The sequence below is a fragment of the Psychrobacter sp. TB67 genome (assembly GCF_000511065.1).
Classification (GTDB): Bacteria; Pseudomonadota; Gammaproteobacteria; order Pseudomonadales; family Moraxellaceae; genus Psychrobacter; species Psychrobacter okhotskensis.
Window position 1 is genome coordinate 43118 of the sequence record NZ_AYYA01000030.1, and the last position, 18768, is coordinate 61885.

General features: G+C 42.1%; 16 protein-coding genes. 15 read left to right on the top strand and 1 reads right to left on the bottom strand.

The features are described from left to right. Positions 1 to 293 precede the first annotated feature (293 nt). The 4 genes from W293_RS17330 to W293_RS0104635 all read left to right on the top strand — a co-directional run bounded on the left by W293_RS17330 (position 294) and on the right by W293_RS0104635 (position 1595). On the top strand, positions 294 to 464 hold the full coding sequence (locus W293_RS17330) for a hypothetical protein (protein ID WP_167514313.1): 171 nt from the start codon (positions 294 to 296) through the stop codon (positions 462 to 464). Positions 465 to 567: 103 nt separating this feature from the next. Next, entirely contained in the window at positions 568 to 819 is a 252-nt protein-coding gene (locus tag W293_RS0104625) for a hypothetical protein (protein WP_025651340.1), read from the top strand. A 101-nt stretch (positions 820 to 920) separates the two neighbouring features. Continuing rightward, a complete protein-coding gene (locus W293_RS0104630; RefSeq protein ID WP_025651341.1) occupies positions 921 to 1277 on the top strand; it encodes a hypothetical protein in 357 nt (118 codons plus the stop codon). Between the two features lie 111 nt (positions 1278 to 1388). Beyond that, positions 1389 to 1595: a hypothetical protein gene (locus W293_RS0104635; protein WP_025651342.1), complete on the top strand. Its 207-nt coding sequence runs from the start codon at positions 1389 to 1391 to the stop codon at positions 1593 to 1595. Positions 1596 to 1721: 126 nt separating this feature from the next. Here the strand turns inward: W293_RS0104635 and W293_RS0104640 are convergent, their stop codons facing one another. After that, on the bottom strand, positions 1722 to 2489 hold the full coding sequence (locus W293_RS0104640) for a tRNA-(ms[2]io[6]A)-hydroxylase (RefSeq protein ID WP_025651343.1): 768 nt from the start codon (positions 2487 to 2489) through the stop codon (positions 1722 to 1724). A 590-nt stretch (positions 2490 to 3079) separates the two neighbouring features. On the opposite strand from W293_RS0104640, the gene W293_RS0104645 reads away from it, so the two are divergent. The 11 genes from W293_RS0104645 (at position 3080) to ispD (ending at position 18305) form a co-directional block, all read left to right on the top strand. Then, positions 3080 to 5284 (top strand): malate synthase G, encoded by a 2205-nt coding sequence (locus tag W293_RS0104645; RefSeq protein WP_025651344.1) that lies wholly within the window; start codon positions 3080 to 3082, stop codon positions 5282 to 5284. 527 nt (positions 5285 to 5811) lie between these two features. Then, complete coding sequence (locus W293_RS0104650) at positions 5812 to 6921, top strand: porin (RefSeq protein ID WP_025651345.1); 1110 nt, start codon at positions 5812 to 5814, stop codon at positions 6919 to 6921. 197 nt (positions 6922 to 7118) lie between these two features. Then, on the top strand, positions 7119 to 8306 hold the full coding sequence (locus W293_RS0104655; protein ID WP_037028812.1) for a porin: 1188 nt from the start codon (positions 7119 to 7121) through the stop codon (positions 8304 to 8306). Between the two features lie 230 nt (positions 8307 to 8536). After that, complete coding sequence (locus W293_RS0104660) at positions 8537 to 10171, top strand: CTP synthase (protein ID WP_025651347.1); 1635 nt, start codon at positions 8537 to 8539, stop codon at positions 10169 to 10171. Between the two features lie 441 nt (positions 10172 to 10612). Further along, entirely contained in the window at positions 10613 to 11488 is an 876-nt protein-coding gene (gene kdsA, locus W293_RS0104665; RefSeq protein WP_025651348.1) for a 3-deoxy-8-phosphooctulonate synthase, read from the top strand. Positions 11489 to 11515: 27 nt separating this feature from the next. Beyond that, positions 11516 to 11770, top strand: coding sequence for a heavy-metal-associated domain-containing protein (locus W293_RS0104670; RefSeq protein ID WP_025651349.1), 255 nt, complete (start codon positions 11516 to 11518; stop codon positions 11768 to 11770). 381 nt (positions 11771 to 12151) lie between these two features. Continuing rightward, a complete protein-coding gene (locus W293_RS0104675; protein ID WP_025651350.1) occupies positions 12152 to 12376 on the top strand; it encodes a heavy-metal-associated domain-containing protein in 225 nt (74 codons plus the stop codon). Between the two features lie 310 nt (positions 12377 to 12686). Beyond that, positions 12687 to 15047 (top strand): heavy metal translocating P-type ATPase, encoded by a 2361-nt coding sequence (locus W293_RS0104680; RefSeq protein ID WP_025651351.1) that lies wholly within the window; start codon positions 12687 to 12689, stop codon positions 15045 to 15047. A gap of 322 nt (positions 15048 to 15369) precedes the next feature. Beyond that, a complete protein-coding gene (gene eno / locus W293_RS0104685; RefSeq protein ID WP_025651352.1) occupies positions 15370 to 16686 on the top strand; it encodes a phosphopyruvate hydratase in 1317 nt (438 codons plus the stop codon). A 136-nt stretch (positions 16687 to 16822) separates the two neighbouring features. Continuing rightward, positions 16823 to 17131, top strand: coding sequence for an FtsB family cell division protein (locus tag W293_RS0104690; RefSeq protein ID WP_025651353.1), 309 nt, complete (start codon positions 16823 to 16825; stop codon positions 17129 to 17131). Positions 17132 to 17528: 397 nt separating this feature from the next. Then, positions 17529 to 18305: a 2-C-methyl-D-erythritol 4-phosphate cytidylyltransferase gene (gene ispD, locus W293_RS0104695; protein WP_051395118.1), complete on the top strand. Its 777-nt coding sequence runs from the start codon at positions 17529 to 17531 to the stop codon at positions 18303 to 18305. Positions 18306 to 18768: the final 463 nt, after the last annotated feature.

Below are 18768 nucleotides of genomic sequence, written 5' to 3' on the forward strand. Positions count from 1 at the left end.
TAACTATCCACTGAACCAAGCGTTGGTAATCACCGATGCTTGGTTTTTTTGTGGCGAAAATAAGTTACAAACTGTCTGGTAACCTCACATTTATTCACATATTGATACGGCAGTACACTGGTGTGCTATTGCTTGACTTACTTATAATTAATGTCAGTCCTATGCTATGGCAAAAATAAGTTCAATTGAAAATTAAACCAGTCGATTTACTCTTCTAGGATAGTATCCAAGTTTATAAATCTGTGTCATAGAGGACTATTGGTTCACTAAACAATAATAATAGGAATTGCACCATGAGTAATACTAACAACGATACTTCAGACATCAAAAAAGCAGCAGAGCAGGCCGATAATCAACAAATCGAAAAAAATCTAAACGATGACAAAAATGTTGATACTCCCGAAAAACTGAGTGAAGAAGAGCAAACCTCTTTTATTGATGAAGAGTTACGGACAGATAAGTAAGGAGCCGTTTGAGCGATATTGATAGCAAAGATATCAATAGCAACAACAATATCAACGATCAGGTCAAATGAACAATTAACATCATAAACGCGAGGGACACGCTATGCCAGATAATACCAAGCCAAATCATGAAGAAGCGGTAGCTGTTCGTGATCCAGCAGCCTTACACCCGGACAATGCGCCAGACAGCTATGAAGGCCGTAAACACGAACCTGATATCGATGGACCAGAGCAGGACTCACAGGAAACAGACGAGATATATTCCGACCCACGTAAAGAAGAGAACTTACCAGCAGGTGGGAAAAACGTGGCAGATCTCAATGCTCATGATTTGAGTAAAAATAATAATATTTAATAATTGTGTACCTACTTATGTAGTCTGGGTATATCATCAAAAATAAAGTGCTGACAATAGATACTGGTTAGCCAATTAAAACAACAATTAAGGACATAACCATGGAACCTCAAGATCCCGCGTTAAGCAGAACCCCTATTGACGGTGCTAATCCTCAAGAAGTGAGTAAAAATTTAGCCAATCAGCACACTGATATTGAAAACCATACCAATCATAATAAAGGTACTGACACTTTCGAAGAAGAGGTAGTGGACTCAGAGCACGTGAATGACGATGACAATCCTGCACGCCAGCCAGATCGCCGTGATCAACAGGGCAGCAGTCCGTTTGATGACAATATTAACGAAGATACCGTGGGCAGTGAAGCGCCAAAAAGTGAAGGTATTACGGATATGAATCGATATGCCAACGTTGATAACGCTCAAACTCGTGTCTTAAATCCGGATGAAAAAGACTGATTTCTTAGCAAGATATTTCTGAATATTGCTAATCTGAGCATTATTAATATGAGTATAGTCAAGTTATCGAATGCTCGATGTGGAAGAAAGTTATTATAATAAGGATCGGTTATGAATAAGTCTAATGATACAGTTAACCATGATAACCATCAGCTCAAAGATGCAGATGATAATAATGGTATCGTCCCTGATGATGCATTACAAAAGGCAAATCCAGCCGCTGCAGAGCAAGCGACTGATGATCATGATCCGCATAATGTCGCAAAAAATACCAAGCAGTATGACAGTCCACTTATGGAAGATAAGAAACAGTCATAACTGAGCATCATATTCTGTACAGACAAATAAAAAAGCTAACGCTAGGCATGGTTTAAGACGCTAGTGTTGGCTTTTTTATGGATACGATATGAGTATCTTTGCATAGCGCTTATTTGACAGAAGCTATCAGCTGAAGCGCTCAGCAGGTGTACCACTGTGAAAGCGTAATTCAGTGTCAGGACTGGATATCAACTCTGCTTCTACTTCTTTAAAGAATGCGACACGCTCATCGATATTGTCGTCAGATAGCGATTGTGCCAGTGCCAAATAATCCTCAAAATGGCGACTCTCTGATTTTAATAGATAACGGTAGTACTTGGCTAAGCGTTCATCATCGATGACTTCAGCAAGCGCGGCAAAGCGCTCACAAGAGCGCGCTTCGATAAACGCCCCGATGATTAATACATCAACCATTGCTGCTGGCTCATGCGTACGTTTATGCTTGAGCAACCCTTTGGCATAACGCCCCGCACTCAGATATCCCCACTCTTGCTCGCGCTCATTCATAATGCCTAGGACTTGCTCATAGTGCAGCATCTCCTCACGTATTAACTGCGCCAATTTTCGCTGTAAGTCGTAAGAAAACTCATAGCGGAATAGTAGATTCATCGCTGTACCGGCTGCTTTCTTTTCGCAATTGGCATGATCTTGGATGATTAAAGGCACATCAGCGCTGGCAGCCTCCACCCAAGCCTGTGTGGTTCGCGCTCCCAAAAAATCATAGACAGCAGATAAGTCGACCTTAATAGGGGTGCGCAGCTGTGCGATATCGATACTGTCTGGTTCCATACTTTCCTCTGTTAGACCGTCTTTTTCTATCTTGTATTCTTCTGTATGGCTGTCGCTCACAGCCTTGTCATTACTGTTATTGATTTTCATATTTTCATTATTCATAGTCTTTGCCATAGTCGAAGGTTCAACATCTCTTAATCAAATATTAAAAGTTAAATAGATAACCGTTAAGCATAAATGAATGCTGTAATGATTACTTACAGTTTATACTGAACGTATAATGGTCTAACTCTAAAGTATTGATTAAAGCCTCTAGAGTAGGTGGCTTATAGAGTATCATTATTATACAGCCTAAGTATTTACTTGGTGAATGACGTTTCCTTGTTTATTTTATTATTTGATAGTAGGATGAGATTTTGCTTTTCAGGCATTTTGTCTTACTATTGATCATTACTTAGTAGCGGGCGATAGGCATTATATCAAGTGCCAATCCTGTATTAAAACCTAAGAATTATAGACAGCTCTGCTTACAGACAATCCCAAAATCACAGACGCTGCATCAGACAAATTCAGTCTTAAACAGTTATTACATTAATAGATGCTCAATCACCACCAACAGTTCGCATTGTCATGTTTGCTATTTATTCACCGCAAAGCAAACTAGGGATAAATGCTCCAAGAGCACATATTTTCACACCGTTATTGTAGCAACTTAGCATTAACACACCTCACGAACAGATAAGGATAACAATATGAGCCAGTCTTCTAACGCCAATCGTATTCAAAAAGGCATTCTTGCCATCGACCAGCAATTGTATGACTTTATTGAAAACGAAGTGCTGCCGAAAGTCGGTGTTGATTCAGACAGCTATTGGTCAGGTTTTGAAAAGGTCATCAAAGAGTTTACCCCGCGTAACAAAGCGCTGCTAGAAACTCGTGACAAGATTCAAGCGCAGATTGACCAATGGCATCTGGACAACCCTGCCAAAGATGGCGAAATTGATTACCCCGCGTATAAAACATTCTTGCAAGAAATTGGCTATCTGTTACCAGAAGGTGATGATTTCAAAGTCAGTACTCAAAACGTCGATGACGAGATTGCCCATATTGCAGGTCCACAGCTGGTCGTACCAGTCCGTAATGCTCGCTACGCATTGAACGCCACCAACGCGCGTTGGGGCAGTTTATATGATGCATTATATGGTACTGACGTCATCAGTGACGAAAATGGCCAACAAGCAACAGGTGGTTATAACCCAACGCGCGGTGCTGCTGTTGTTGCTTATGCCAAAGCATTTCTAAACGAACATTTTGCCTTAGCATCAGGGTCATATAACGATGTGACCGGCTTTAAAGTGGTCGATGGCAAACTTGAAATTGTTCAAGGTGATAATAGCACTGAGCTAAAAGACGCCGCGAAATTTGTTGGTTTCGTTGGTGAAGCAGAGCAGCCTACTGGTATTTTGCTCAAGAATAACGGCCTGCATGCTGAGATTCAAATCGATGGCAATCATCCAGTGGGCAAAGATGATCCAGCAAGTATTAAAGATGTACTATTAGAATCAGCGATTACGGCAATTCAAGATTGCGAAGATTCAATCGCTGCTGTCGATGCAGAAGAAAAAGTAGAAGTGTATCGTAACTGGCTTGGTCTAATGAATGGTGACTTGCAAGAAACCTTTGAAAAAGGTGGCAAGACCCGTACGCGTAAACAAAACCCAGACCGTGAATATATCAGACCAGATGGCAGCACGCTTATCCTGCCAGGCCGTTCACTACTATTGATTCGTAACGTTGGTCACTTGATGCAAAACCCAGCCATCTTGGTCGACTTGGGTAATGGGCAAGAGCAAATCTTTGAAGGTCTGATGGATGGCTTAATCACGCCGCTATTGTCTTTAAATGATTTGAAAGGTAAAACTGCGCTATCGAACTCACGCAAAGGTTCGATGTATATCGTTAAGCCAAAAATGCATGGCCCTGAAGAGGTCAAAATGGCCAATGATTTGTTCAACGCTTCAGAAGATCTATTGGGTCTAGAGCGCAATACTCTAAAAATCGGCATCATGGACGAAGAACGCCGCATGACGGTCAACTTAAAAGAAGCCATTCGCCAAGCAAAAGAGCGCGTCATCTTTATCAATACCGGCTTCTTAGATCGCACGGGTGATGAGATGCATACCAGTATGAACGCTGGGCCTTTTGTCCCTAAAGGTGATATGAAGTCACAAGCATGGCAGCCAGCCTACGAGCAGTGGAACGTTGATATCGGTCTGGAGACTGGCCTACAGGGTGTGGCTCAGATTGGTAAAGGTATGTGGGCGAAGCCTGATGAGATGAAAGAGATGATGGATACTAAAGCAGCCCATCCTAAGTCTGGTGCGAGTACTGCCTGGGTTCCATCCCCAACGGGCGCTACTTTGCACAGCATGCATTACCATGAGGTCAATGTTGCCGATGTACAAGATAGCCTAAAATCCCGTGAGCGTGCCAGCTTAGATGATATCTTGACCATTCCATTGGCCAAAGATACCAACTGGACAGAAGAAGAAAAGCAGCAAGAACTTGATAATAACGCTCAAGGTATCCTAGGTTATGTCGTACGCTGGGTAAACCAAGGCGTTGGCTGTTCTAAAGTACCAGATATCAATGATGTAGGTCTAATGGAAGACCGTGCAACCTTGCGTATCTCAAGTCAGCATATCGCTAACTGGTTGCATCACGGCGTGGTAAGCGAAGAACAAGTCATGGATACCATGAAGCGCATGGCAAAAGTCGTCGATGAGCAAAATGCGGGCGATAATGGCTATCAGCCAATGGCCAATAACTTTGATAATTCTTACGCCTTTAAAGCTGCTTGCGATTTGGTCTTTAAAGGTCGTGAGCAGCCAAGTGGTTACACTGAGCCATTATTGCATCAAGCGCGTTTAGACTTAAAAGCCAATACGCATTGCTAGTTCGTTATTTTTAAACGTTATTTTGGGGCTACTTACCCATGGTTGAGTAGTCCTTCAATACTTAGTATTACTCAAGCATATTTAAAGCAATGTATTTCTTTTATTTATTTATAAAAGTTACCCCTATTTGCCAATGGCGAGTAGGGGTATTTTTTTGTTTTTATCTAAATAATCGTTAAACCTTAGATTAAATATGGGTTTAAGGATTTTTCGTCATCAAAGACTTAAAAATATGTTGCAAATTATGTCAAAGTTGTTATGCTTATACTCTAAGTATGAGTTTGGTAACGGATGTTACGCAGTAGGACGCATAAGACTTAAGTTTACATGGCAGTTACGTTGTTTAATCCCAGTCATGTGAGTCATGGTTTTTTATCTTACTGTAATAGAACTTCGCCACACTTGTTTCTGACTAATCTCGGTAGCTAGTTACACATTATATCTTTGAGGATTTGTGACGATACCATTATGGGCGCCAGCTAATCACAGCTTGCTCATTACTACAATTGTAAAGTGGAGATACCCCCATGAAAAAACTACTTTTAGCGACAGCAATCGCCGCCCTATCTGTATCTGCAGCACAGGCAGCACCTACCGTTTATGGTAAAGTATTCGTTACTACTGATTACGTTAATGCTGAAATTGATGGTCAGAATATGGATAATAATAACAGAATTAATGAAGACAACGGTTCATTACAAGTTAATTCTAAGCTTTCACGTTTAGGCTTCAGAGGCTCTGAAGCGATAACGGCCAACACTGACGTAATTTACCAATTAGAGTACGGCGTTCAAGTTGATGATAGTGGTAGCGATAACATTGGCTTCAAAAGTCGTGATACTTATTTAGGTTTAAAAAATAAAGACTTCGGTGAATTCCGCTTTGGTCGTAACTACACAGTCATTGACTATATCAATAACGTATCAGTTAATGAAGGTTATTGGGATAATCTTGGCTCTAGTACTCTGAACAACAACGACAGCTTTGCTAATATTTTGACCCCGACCGTTGGTAACCGTATCAATAATTCAATCGTTTGGAAAGCGCCTAAATACAATGACCTACCATTAGCGCTTGCGCTGATGTATGGTGCTGATGAAGACTTTATATCTGAGAGTGATCGTGACGCAGGCTATGGTGCCTCATTGATGTTTGATCCAGGTACAGGCATTACCGCTGGTATTGCTTATGAGCAAGACATGAGTGTTAGTGGTGATATTATCCGTGGCAGTGCTAGCGTCGATTTAGGTAAATATATCGCAGCTCCTGTAAAGTTAGGCGTTCTATATCAAGAAGCTGACTATGCCGGTACTACTACTGCAACAGAGGACGGTTTAGTGGTGAGTGCTGAAATGGGTCTTTCGAATTTTGCCCGTCCAGCCTCTGTTTATATTCAGTATGACAAAACCGACAATATCAGTGGTCTTGAGAATAATGACTCAAATCAAGTCGTTGTAGGTGGCAAATATGCGTTTAAAAATAATATGATCGCTCATGCCTATGCTGGTCTAAATTCAGCGGAATTAAACAATGGTCGTTTTGGTTCGAGAGACGAAGACGGCAATGTTAATGAAATCGACTTACGTGGTGATATTGATGTACTCGCTATCGGTGGCGGTCTAGAATACTTATTCTAATCTAAACATTAGAAACGTATTATAAAAAACTCATCCTTCGGGGTGGGTTTTTTTGTTTTGTAATCAATACTGTGTCTTGAACAACAGCGTGTCTTAAATAACAGAATCCGTAAAATTAATAATAACATTTGTGTAAACTTTGGTTTTTTCATCTTACTGTAATATTTGCTTGGTAAAGTTATGTCTAAGCAGTTCTTATGGCTCGCTATATATATGGTTTCGAAGGTATAGGACCTTGCCATTATATATCTAATGATCTTAGACCATTTATCACTCAAATCGTAAAGTGGAGATATCCTTTGAAAAAATTACTTTTAGCCACAGCCGTCGCTGCACTTTCAGTTTCTGCTGCCCATGCTGCGCCAACTGTATATGGTAAAGCATTTTTAACCTTAGATTATGTTAGTACAGACTACGATGCAGCTAACAAGACAGATGAAGATACATTTAAACTTAACTCTAATCAATCACGTATCGGTTTTAAAGGTGAAGATGATCTTACTGATACCACTAAATTAGTCTATCAATTGGAATATGGTATTGATGTTGATGACGATAGCCAACAGTTTAGATCACGTAATACTTATGTAGGCTTAGCCCACAACACTTTAGGTACTGTACTAGCGGGACGCCATGATACCCCATTGAAACTTGCACAAAACAAAGTTGACGTGTTTAATGATAGCTTATTTGATATTAAAAATGCGGGTGTTTCAGGTGAATACCGTGCTAACAATATGGTGGCCTATCAATCACCTGTTATTGTCGGTATGCCAGTGAGTTTTATGGCAGCTACCGCATTATCAGAAACTGATGCCGACGGTGATATTCTCGTTTCCGCAGCATCTGGTGCGAAGCCTGCAGTCTATCGTGATAGAAAAGTAAAAGATAACGGTTATTCTGCTTTATTAGCCTATGACAAAAATGGTGTTTATCTAGCCGGTGCTTATGACAAAGACATGGGTGCTAACAATGTAAATACTGGCGTGATTGATAATACGTGGCGTTTGGTTGCTGGTTTAGATATGGGCAAAATGAATATGGTTTCGGGCTTAACTTTAGGTGCTCTATACCAACAAAGCCAATACTACGATAATTATAGCATCGTTAACAACAACCGCGTTAACAAAGCCAGTGAAGATGAAAAATCTTGGCTAATTAGTGGTAAATATAAAGTTGGTGCAACACCTTGGGCAGTTAAAGCACAGTATGTTAATACCACTGACGAAAAAGGCGTAAAAGATGCTGATGTAAATGAAATCGCAGTTGGTGGAGAATATGCATTCAATAAAGCGACCACGGGTCATATTTATGCAGGGCAAATCAGCCGTGACAATAACAAAGATGACTTGATTGTAGGTACGGGTATTGAATACAAATTCTAATCTAAACATTAGAAAACGTATTATAAAAAACTCATCCTTCGGGGTGAGTTTTTTTGTTGTGACCTTTTTAAAGCCGCAGTGGGTTATAATAGCTACGTATTTACGATGATTACGCACTTATGACAATTAAGCGTTAAAAACTGAGTGTTTTAAAGAGTTTGCGCTTTTGCCCTATATTTTGTAGCGTATTTTTAGTAAAATCCTTCTTTACCAATTACCGACAGAGTACTATGACCAAGTTTATATTTGTGACCGGTGGGGTAGTGTCCTCACTAGGAAAAGGTATTACCGCAGCCTCTCTTGCCGCAGTCCTTGAAGCACGTGGCGTGAGCGTGACGATGACCAAAATGGATCCGTATATCAACGTCGATCCAGGTACGATGAGTCCGTTCCAGCATGGCGAAGTGTTCGTCACCGAAGATGGCGCTGAGACCGATTTGGACTTGGGCTATTATGAGCGCTTCTTACGCCACTCTAAGATGAGTAAGAGCAACAACTTCACCAGTGGTCGTATCTATCAAAACGTTTTGAATAAAGAGCGCCGCGGTGAATATTTGGGTGGTACGGTACAGGTGATTCCGCATATCACTGATGAAATCAAAAACAAAATCCTTGCCAGTGGCGAAGGGTATGATATCGCTATTATCGAAATTGGCGGTACCGTTGGTGATATCGAATCACTTCCGTTTATGGAAGCCGTACGTCAGATGCAAGTAGAGCTTGGTCGTAATAGAGCCATGCTAATGCATTTGACCCTAGTCCCTTATATTGCTAGTGCTGGTGAGACCAAAACCAAGCCAACGCAGCATTCCGTAAAAGAGCTGCGCTCTATTGGCCTACAGCCTGATATCTTAATCTGTCGCTCTGATCATCATATCTCACAAGACAACCGTCGCAAGATTGCGCTATTTACTAACGTTGAAGAGCGTGCGGTCATTATGTGTGAAGATGCACAAAGTATCTATCAGATACCGCGCACATTACACGAGCAGGATCTTGATGATCTAATCTGTGAGCGTTTCGGTCTTGATGTGCCTGAAGCTGATTTGAGCGATTGGGACAGAGTGGTTGAAGCACAGTTGAATCCAGAAGGAACAGTGACTGTTGCGATGGTTGGCAAATATGTTGAGCTACCAGATGCTTATAAGTCTATTAACGAAGCATTGCTTCACGCAGGTATCACTCATAAAGTAGACGTGAAGATTGACTACATCGATGCTGAACGTCTAGAAGATGACGATACTTTACTTGTGCAGCTAAATGATGCTGATGCTATCTTAGTACCAGGCGGTTTCGGTGAGCGCGGTACGATGGGCAAGATAAAAGCCATCACTTATGCTCGTGAAAACAACGTTCCGTATTTAGGCATTTGTCTTGGTATGCAGTTGGCGGTGATTGAATATGCCCGTAACGTACTTAATATTAATGCCAACTCTTCTGAGTTTGATCGTAAGACCGCTGAGCCTATCATCGGTTTGATTACCGAGTGGTTGGATGAGCGCGGCGAATTGCAGATTCGTAGCGATGATTCAGACCTCGGTGGCACCATGCGTTTAGGCGCGCAGCAAGCGGAACTGGTGGCTGGTAGTAAGCTTGCGCAAATCTATGGTTCAACCAATATCACTGAGCGTCATCGCCATCGCTATGAGATGAATAATCGCTATATCGAGCCATTAGAGCAAGCAGGTATGACGATATCGGGTTATTCTGCCAAGCAGCATTTGGTCGAGTCGGTTGAGATTGCTGATCATCCTTGGTTCGTTGCGGTACAGTTCCACCCTGAATTTACCAGCTCGCCACGTGGTGGTCATCCACTGTTTAACAGCTTTGTAAAAGCCGCAAAAATCTATAGCGACACTAAATAATATTAAAAGCTTTACTGTTTTAAAATGAATTTTTAATATAAATGAAAAGACTGATCTGCGGATTGGTCTTTTTTTTGACTGTTTATTTAGCCATTTTTTAATAGTTTTTTCTAGGGCGTGTCCTCAATTCAATTGATCATATCTAAACGGGCTAAAAATGGCTAAATTTTGCCAAACATCGTTAAATAGCTGGTTAATATCCCGATATTATCTGCGCTATTTTCCTTGTTTGACTGCAATTTATCTCATTTTTATCACCATTTTTAAAATGAGGACACGCCCTAGCAATAGTGGTTTGATTAAGTAATCTACAGTATCAGCGAGATGTAATTACGCTTGGATACTTTTATTCATTGGGCTATCGGTTACAATATGGGAGAGTAATATTAATAATAACTGTTCATAACAACAGTATATAACAATAATGAGGGTCACTACTTTATGGAAAATTTATTAACTGCACAATCGCATATAAAGCTTACGACGCCAAGTGGCAATACGATTAATATAGGCAACGACCAGCCATTTGTATTGTTCGGTGGCATGAATGTTTTAGAATCAAAAGAATTGGCGTTCGAGATTGCCGAGCAGTATGTCGAGATTTGCCAGCGTTTGGGTATCGGCTATGTTTTTAAAGCCAGTTTCGATAAAGCCAACCGTTCAAGTCTGCATTCATATCGCGGCCCAGGTTTAGAGAAGGGTATCGATTGGCTGGGGCAAATTAAAGAAAAGTTCCAAGTGCCGATTATTACTGATGTGCATGAGCCGTATCAAGCCGCGCCCGTCGCTGAGGTTGCGGATATTATCCAGTTGCCAGCATTTTTGTCGCGTCAAACGGATTTGGTGCATGCGATGGCGAAGACCGATGCGATTATCAATATTAAAAAAGCCCAGTTTTTAGCCCCACATGAGATGCGTCACATCGTTAACAAGTGCCTTGAAGGTGGTAACGATAAGCTCATCCTTTGTGAGCGTGGTAGTGCCTTTGGTTATAATAATTTGGTCGTTGATATGCTAGGCTTCGATACCATGAAGCAGATGGATATACCGGTATTCTTTGATGTAACCCATAGTTTGCAGCAGCCGGGCGGTCGTAGTGATAGCGCCGGTGGACGCCGTGAGCAAATCACCACCCTTGCACGTGCAGGTATGGCGACAGGGTTGGCAGGGCTATTTTTGGAAGCGCATCCGAACCCAGAAACCGCAAAATGTGATGGTCCGTGTGCCTTAAGAACCAGTCAGTTAGAGCCGTTCTTACGTCAACTCAAGCAGATTGATGAGTTGGTCAAAGGCTTTGAGGTATTAGATACGCATTAATGCTATAAACGATAAGAGGGTAAGACAATGGCCATACAAATTGCACACGTCAGTATCGACAATATCGATGACGCGGAAGGTCTTGATAGCTTGATGACCGCGCTTAAGAATATTACAGGAGTCACTGAGATTGAGCTTGATCCTGCTAAGGACGTTGCTACCGTACGCTATGATGATACCGATACCAGTATCCATGCGTTAACTGCCGCGATTAGCATGGTCGATTATGTTACCCAGCCGTTTCCGATTGATTCACCGCAAAATCCACATCATCATGATTAGCGGTGAGGCACTTATAAAGAAAAAGTCGTTTAATAAAGTGCTTTCTTAAAGATATTAGCAGTCAAACTTGTTGTTCGCTTCAATTCGGCTTATGCTAGAGTGACATCCTGCATTTAAAGTGAATGTTATAAAAAACTATAAAAGCAGTTTATTTGACTTATAAAAATACTAGGGCGTGTCTTCATTTCAAAAATGGTGATAAAAATGAGATAAATTGCCGTTAAATAAGAAAAACAGCGCAGATAATATCGGGATATTAATCAGCTATTTGACGATGTTTGGCAAGATTTAGCCATTTTTAGCTCATTTAGATAACTATCGAGTGAATTGAAGACACGTCCTAATTAATAAAAATTCATTTACAAAAATAAGGAGCCTACCATGGCAAATCAAACACGTATTATTAAAATTGATGGCATGACTTGCGGTGGCTGTGTGGCAAGTGTCCATGCTGCTACTGGTGAGATTGATGGTTTAGATCTTATTACTGTTGATCTCACTGACAATCTAGCAACAGTTAGCTTCGATGATAGTAAGACCAGTGCAGAAGCTATTGCATCGGCTATCGAGGAAGCAGGCTTTGATGCCACCGTCGCTAACTCTTAAGATTTTTTTATTTATAAAAGAACCGGCTCTGATGGCTGGTTTTTTTAATGGCTAAAAAATAATGAGGCAGCAATAACTAACTGCTTTTTATGTATGTACGAATAGGTCTTGATGCGTTGAAACAATAGAAAAATTTGAATTATCGCCAATCATAACCATTTAATATTTATCCCAGTAGTTTTAGAAAACTGGTCTTCAAATACGCTTTTGCCTAAAAATTTTATCAAGTCGCTGAGTTTTTTTTCGCGCAAACGAATGCCCAAATGTATAAACGCTATCATGCGCTTTAACGCAATAACGAGTTCTCTCTATGAATGACGCTACCCGTACCGCCACTGAGCAATCCTATGAAGTTGAGACTGATATTCAGTCCAATACAACGCTTGCACCGGAGCGTGCACACCTGCAGCTGGCCATTGATGGCATGACATGTCAGGCCTGTGCCTCAAGAATCGAGAAGGTACTAAACAAAAAGCCGTCGGTATACGAGGTGAGTGTGAACTTCGCTGGCGAGACCGCGAATGTCGATTATGATCCGACCCAGACGACGCCTGAGCAAGTCAAAGAATGGGTAAATAAAACTGGTTTCGTCGCCAATTTGCAGGCAGCTGATAGCTTGTTTGCCCAAACGGATAAAGATACCGCGACTCAGTACCCGTGGCGCTTGATTGGCTTGTGGTTATGTTTGCTGCCGTTTTTAGTGGGTATGGCAGGTATGCTGACAGGTTTTGGTATGGCGTGGATGCCACCGGTTTGGATTCAGTTTGTCCTAGCGACCATTGTCCAATTTGGGCTGGCATTGCCATTTTATAAAAGCGCTTGGGCATCCATCAAAGGTGGTCTTGCTAATATGGATGTGCTGGTCGTCATTGGTACGGTAACCATATGGGCGTACTCGACTTATCTATGGCTGACCCATGGCGATGGCACGTTAAACAGTCTATTGCAAAGTGGTCACGCTGGTGGTCATGGAACTGGCAATAGCCCTGCTGTGTATTTTGAAGCAGGCGTCATGGTCATTGCTTTTGTGCGAACGGGTAAATATCTAGAAGAGCGCACTAAAAAGCACAGCCTTAACAGTATCGATTTATTGTTGTCCTTAACGCCTGATGAAGTTGAACAGCAACAGCCAAATGGTGATTTTCATAATGTGGCTCTTAAAGATGTGCAAATTGATGATATTTTGCGTGCCAAACAAGGCAGCCGTGTTGCAACGGATGGGGTCGTTATCGATGGTAGCGGTTGGTGTGTGGAGAGTCATTTAACGGGTGAGTCGGTACCGCTCAAAAAAGAAGTAGGCGATGGTTTATTAGCAGGAGCACTGGTCGAAAACGGCAGTTTGCTTTATCGCGTCAGTGCTAAAGGTAGCGATACCAAGCTGGGTGATATGGTACAAGCGCTCAGCGATGCACAAGGCTCAAAAGCCAATCTAGCGCGCCTTGCTGATAGAGTAACGGCTATTTTTGTCCCAGTCGTTGTTGCCATTGCTTTGATCACTTTTGGGCTGACGTGGTGGCTAACGGGTATGATTGATACCGCATTGATGCATGCAGTGTCGGTGCTGGTCATTGCTTGTCCTTGTGCCTTAGGTTTAGCCACGCCAGCGGCTATTATGGCTGGTATGGGGGTCGCCGCGCGTCATGGAGTTTGGTTCAAAGACGCGCAAAGCCTAGAAGCGGCAGGCAATATCGATACCGTGGTGCTCGATAAGACGGGCACATTAACCATGGGTAAGCCTAGTATCGTCGATCAGGTGATGGTGGATAAGTCGCTTGCCGTCGATGATGTGCTACAAATTGCTGCAAGCGTTGAGGTGCACGCTAGCCATCCTTTAGCGACGGCATTGATTAACGCGGCTAGTGAACGCAACTTACCGTTAATGACTGTCACTGATATTAGCGTCATCAAAGGTGCAGGCATACAGGCAAACATCGAAGGGTTGGGACTGGTAAAAGTTGGTAGCGCAGAGTTTGCTAATTTAACATTGCCAAAGCTGATGCCCAAGGTATGGCAAATCGCCAGTACCGTAGCCATTAGTATTAATGATGAAGCGTTGGGGGCGTTTGCCCTAGCGGACGATTTAAAAGACGATACGCCGCAAGCAATTAAGGCGCTGCAAGATGCTGGCATCAATGTCATTTTGATGAGTGGTGATAAGCAGTCGGTCGTCGACCATGTGGCAGGGCAGCTGGGTATCGAGCAGGCTTATGGCAAAATGAGCCCACGCGACAAGGCGAGCCAAATTGCCCTATTGCAAACAGCGGGTCACAAAGTAGCGATGGCAGGCGATGGCGTCAACGATGCGCCAGCGATGGCAACCGCTGATGCCAGTTTTGCCATGTTTGAAGGTACGGATGTCGCCCAACATAGTGCCTCTGCACGCTTGATGGGTGAGTCGCTGATGCATATCGATGCGGCGCAAAAAATTGCGAATGCAACACTACGCAATATCAAACAAAATCTATTCTTTGCCTTTATTTATAATTGCCTTGGTATTCCGCTTGCTGCTTTTGGTTTTTTAAATCCTATGATTGCTGCCGCGGCGATGGCGCTGAGCTCTATTTCAGTATTAATGAATGCGCTACGTTTAACACGATTTAAAACCAAGGTTGAGCTCAGTAATACGGTATCTGGCTCACACACTGATAGCGAACGTTTAACAAAAGCATAGGTGTTGCTTTACTGCCAATAATAGCGCTCATAATACGATTTGATAACGGCTGATTATTGCTGACTATATCTGGTTTTATGCGCGCAAGTTGGTGTAAGATAAGGGAAGTTTGATAAAATTTATGCTATCATGCCAAGCACTATAGCTGAGGGTTCAAGTATTAAAAATACCTTTAATTCTGCTCAAAACTTACTGATCATATAGATAAGCAAAGCTGGTTTGAGCGTATGTGCTATACGTTATTTTGCTTTATCTTTTTTGTATTCTAGTTGCCGTTATTTATCCCACAAACTTGGCATGACCAAAGGAATTAACAGACATTATGTACGCTGAAGAAACCACCAACGTCGCCGCAATTAAAGACATTCGCGCCCGTGAGATTTTAGACTCGCGCGGTAACCCAACGATTGAAGCCGATGTCATCTTAGCTGATGGCACGATTGGACGTGCTGCTGCTCCAAGTGGCGCTTCTACTGGCTCACGTGAAGCGCTTGAGCTGCGTGATGGCGACCAAAGTCGCTACATGGGTAAGGGTGTCAAAAAAGCCGTTGCCAACGTCAATAGCCAGATTCGCAGCGCGCTAATGGACAAAGACGTCACTGAGCAGCAAGCCATTGATGACGCTATGATTGCGCTCGATGGTACAGAAAACAAAGACAACCTTGGTGCCAATGCGATGTTGGCGGTGTCTCTTGCAACGGCAAAAGCGGCTGCCAAGTCACAAAGTCTGCCATTGCATCAATATATCGCCAACTTGCGTAACCAGACGTCATTGACGATGCCTGTACCGATGATGAACATCTTAAACGGTGGCGAGCATGCGGATAACACCGTTGATATCCAAGAGTTTATGATTGAGCCTGTTGGTTTTACTAGCTTCTCAGAAGCGCTGCGTGCCGGTACAGAGATTTTCCATAGCTTAAAATCTGTCCTCAAAGCACAAGGCTTGAATACGGCGGTCGGTGATGAAGGCGGTTTTGCCCCAAACTTGCGTAGCAATGAAGAAGCCATCACCGTTATCATGCAAGCGATTGAGCAAGTCGGCTATAAAGCAGGCGAAGACATTCATTTGGCGTTAGATTGCGCGGCCAGCGAATTCTACAAAGACGGTCAATATATCTTGGCAGGCGAGGGTAATAAATCCTTTGATAGCCAAGGCTTTTCAGACTATCTAGTAGGCTTGGCACGTCAATATCCTATTATCTCTATCGAAGACGGTCTTGATGAGTCTGATTGGGATGGTTGGAAGTATTTGACCGAGCAGATTGGTGATAAAGTCCAATTGGTTGGCGATGATTTGTTTGTGACCAATCCTGCTATCTTGCAAGAAGGGATTGATAAGCATATTGCCAATGCAATTTTGATCAAATTTAACCAAATCGGCACCTTGTCAGAAACGCTAGATGCGATTTATCTGGCGAAGAAAAACGGCTATGCAACGATTATCTCGCATCGTTCAGGTGAAACTGAAGATAGCACCATTGCAGACTTGGCAGTAGGTACAGCTGCTGGTCAGATTAAAACGGGCTCACTATGCCGTTCAGATCGCGTTGCGAAATACAATCAGTTATTACGTATTGAGCAGCAAGTACGAGCAAGCTACCGTGGCCGTGAAGAGTTTATCGGTCTACGTGGCTAATAAGCTGAGTAGCTAAGAATTTTAGTGTAGACTTAAGCGCTATATTGTCATTCACAGGATGATATAGCGCCTAATCAGTTAATCTAATTTTTTCGATTTTAATTATTATCTCTTTATCACTTGGCGTTAATACTTTATGAAATACTTTAGCCAATTTATCTTACTTGCTTTAGCGGTCGCTGTGCTGTTAGGGCTGCAATATCAGTATTGGCTGGGTGAAAATGGTCGCTTTGAGCGTAATACACTACAGACTCAGATTGAAGATCAGCAGCGTCTGAACGACAACCAAGTGGCTGCAAATAATTTATTGCGTACTGATGTTTATGATCTAAAGAATGGTCTTGAGGCAGTAGAAGAGCACGCGCGTTTAGATTTGGGCTTAATCAAGCCAAATGAGACTTTTGTACAAGTATCAACAGCGCCGACAACGCACAGCCGTTATTGATTGCTCTCAACCTCATAAAATGAATTTCTTCTATCACCTATAGTAGAGACATTATTGATCTTAGGGCGTGTTGAACATTCGACCATGGCACTGACAGAGACTATTTTTTAGGCGATTCAACGTTAAAAATCTTAAGTTTAGTCTTTCTAAACGTCTATTTTTAACACAGAAGCGGCAAAAAACAGTCCTGTCCCTACGGGCTGATGCTAAAATCGCCCCATACTGCGTTGCAAGTCTAGCTAAGGTATTAACATTATCGTCGACTTGCGCCTTGTATGAAACCATTTTAGCAATCAGCAGTGCCTATTTGTGAATGTTCAACACGCCCTAAAATCTTTTTTTTAAATCTAAACCTCTTTTTCACTTCCTCCCCGTCCTATCATCATGGAATCCAACCATGAGTATCAATCAAAACCACCTTATGAATACCACACCTAATATACACGCCATGATTGTCGCCGCTGGTCGCGGTAGTCGCTTCGGTGCGTCTATTGCTAAGCAATATACAATCTTGCAAGGGCAGACTTTGCTACAGCATAGCGTGGCACGGCTTGCGTCAAGTGCTTATATTGACAAGTGCTTATTGGTCATCGCAGCAGATGACAGCACAGCGCAGACGCTTGATTTTGCACTTCCTATATATTATGCCATTGGCGGCACTGAACGTTGGCAATCAGTACAGGCAGGGGTAGAGGCAATCAGTCATTCAGGTGCTGACGATTCAGATTTAGTGCTGATTCATGATGCCGCGCGCCCTGCCGTTCCCAGTAATGATATTAATCAAGTTATCGAGGCAGCGATGTCAGAGCCTTATGGTGCTATCTTAGCGACGCCAGTGGCTGATACGCTAAAAGAGTCATATGTCTATTCTACTGCTCAATCTGAGCTTGTTAATACATCGATAAATAGCAGCAGCTCACACTCTTATGCTAAACGCACTATCGACCGCAGTAATATGTGGCAAGCACAAACCCCACAAGTATTTCGCCTAGGTGAGTTGCAGCAAGTACTCGCACATGTCGCTAAGCATCAGCTAGATATTACCGATGAAGCAAGCGCGTTTGAACATCTAAATCTCCCTATACGTTTAGTGACTGGCAGTCGTCAAAACATAAAACTCACTTATCCAGACGACGCTACATTGCTAGCAGCGATTCTCAACGCTCAGTCCTAATCATTTCTTAAAGATATTTAAACAATCACTTAAAATTTTTGAGTGATTGCTTTACTGTACCTATTCATTTTAACGCGTAAGCCGTTAGCTATGGTCAGTGAAAAGTAATATCAATACATTAGGCACCGCTGATATCCATTTTTGTTCTTAAAAAGTAGCGTACTAGACAGCAAAAATATATCGTTATATGTCACATACTCAATATATATAATGCTAAATGATTGTTTAGTATACATAAGTAGTGTTATAAGATAATCATAGGTTGCTTTGATGACCAAACTAAACTATGATGTAACCAACTTAATACAATTAATATAAATACTTATAAAATCAATAATGTATCAAGCCAATTTGACATCCTAATTGTCTTGTCTCTATGTGTTTTTCAAAAGTTAGTATGGTTGTCTTAGCTAAATTTACCTGATAATAGGGAGAAGCTGATTGTCAACAGTCAATAGTTCAA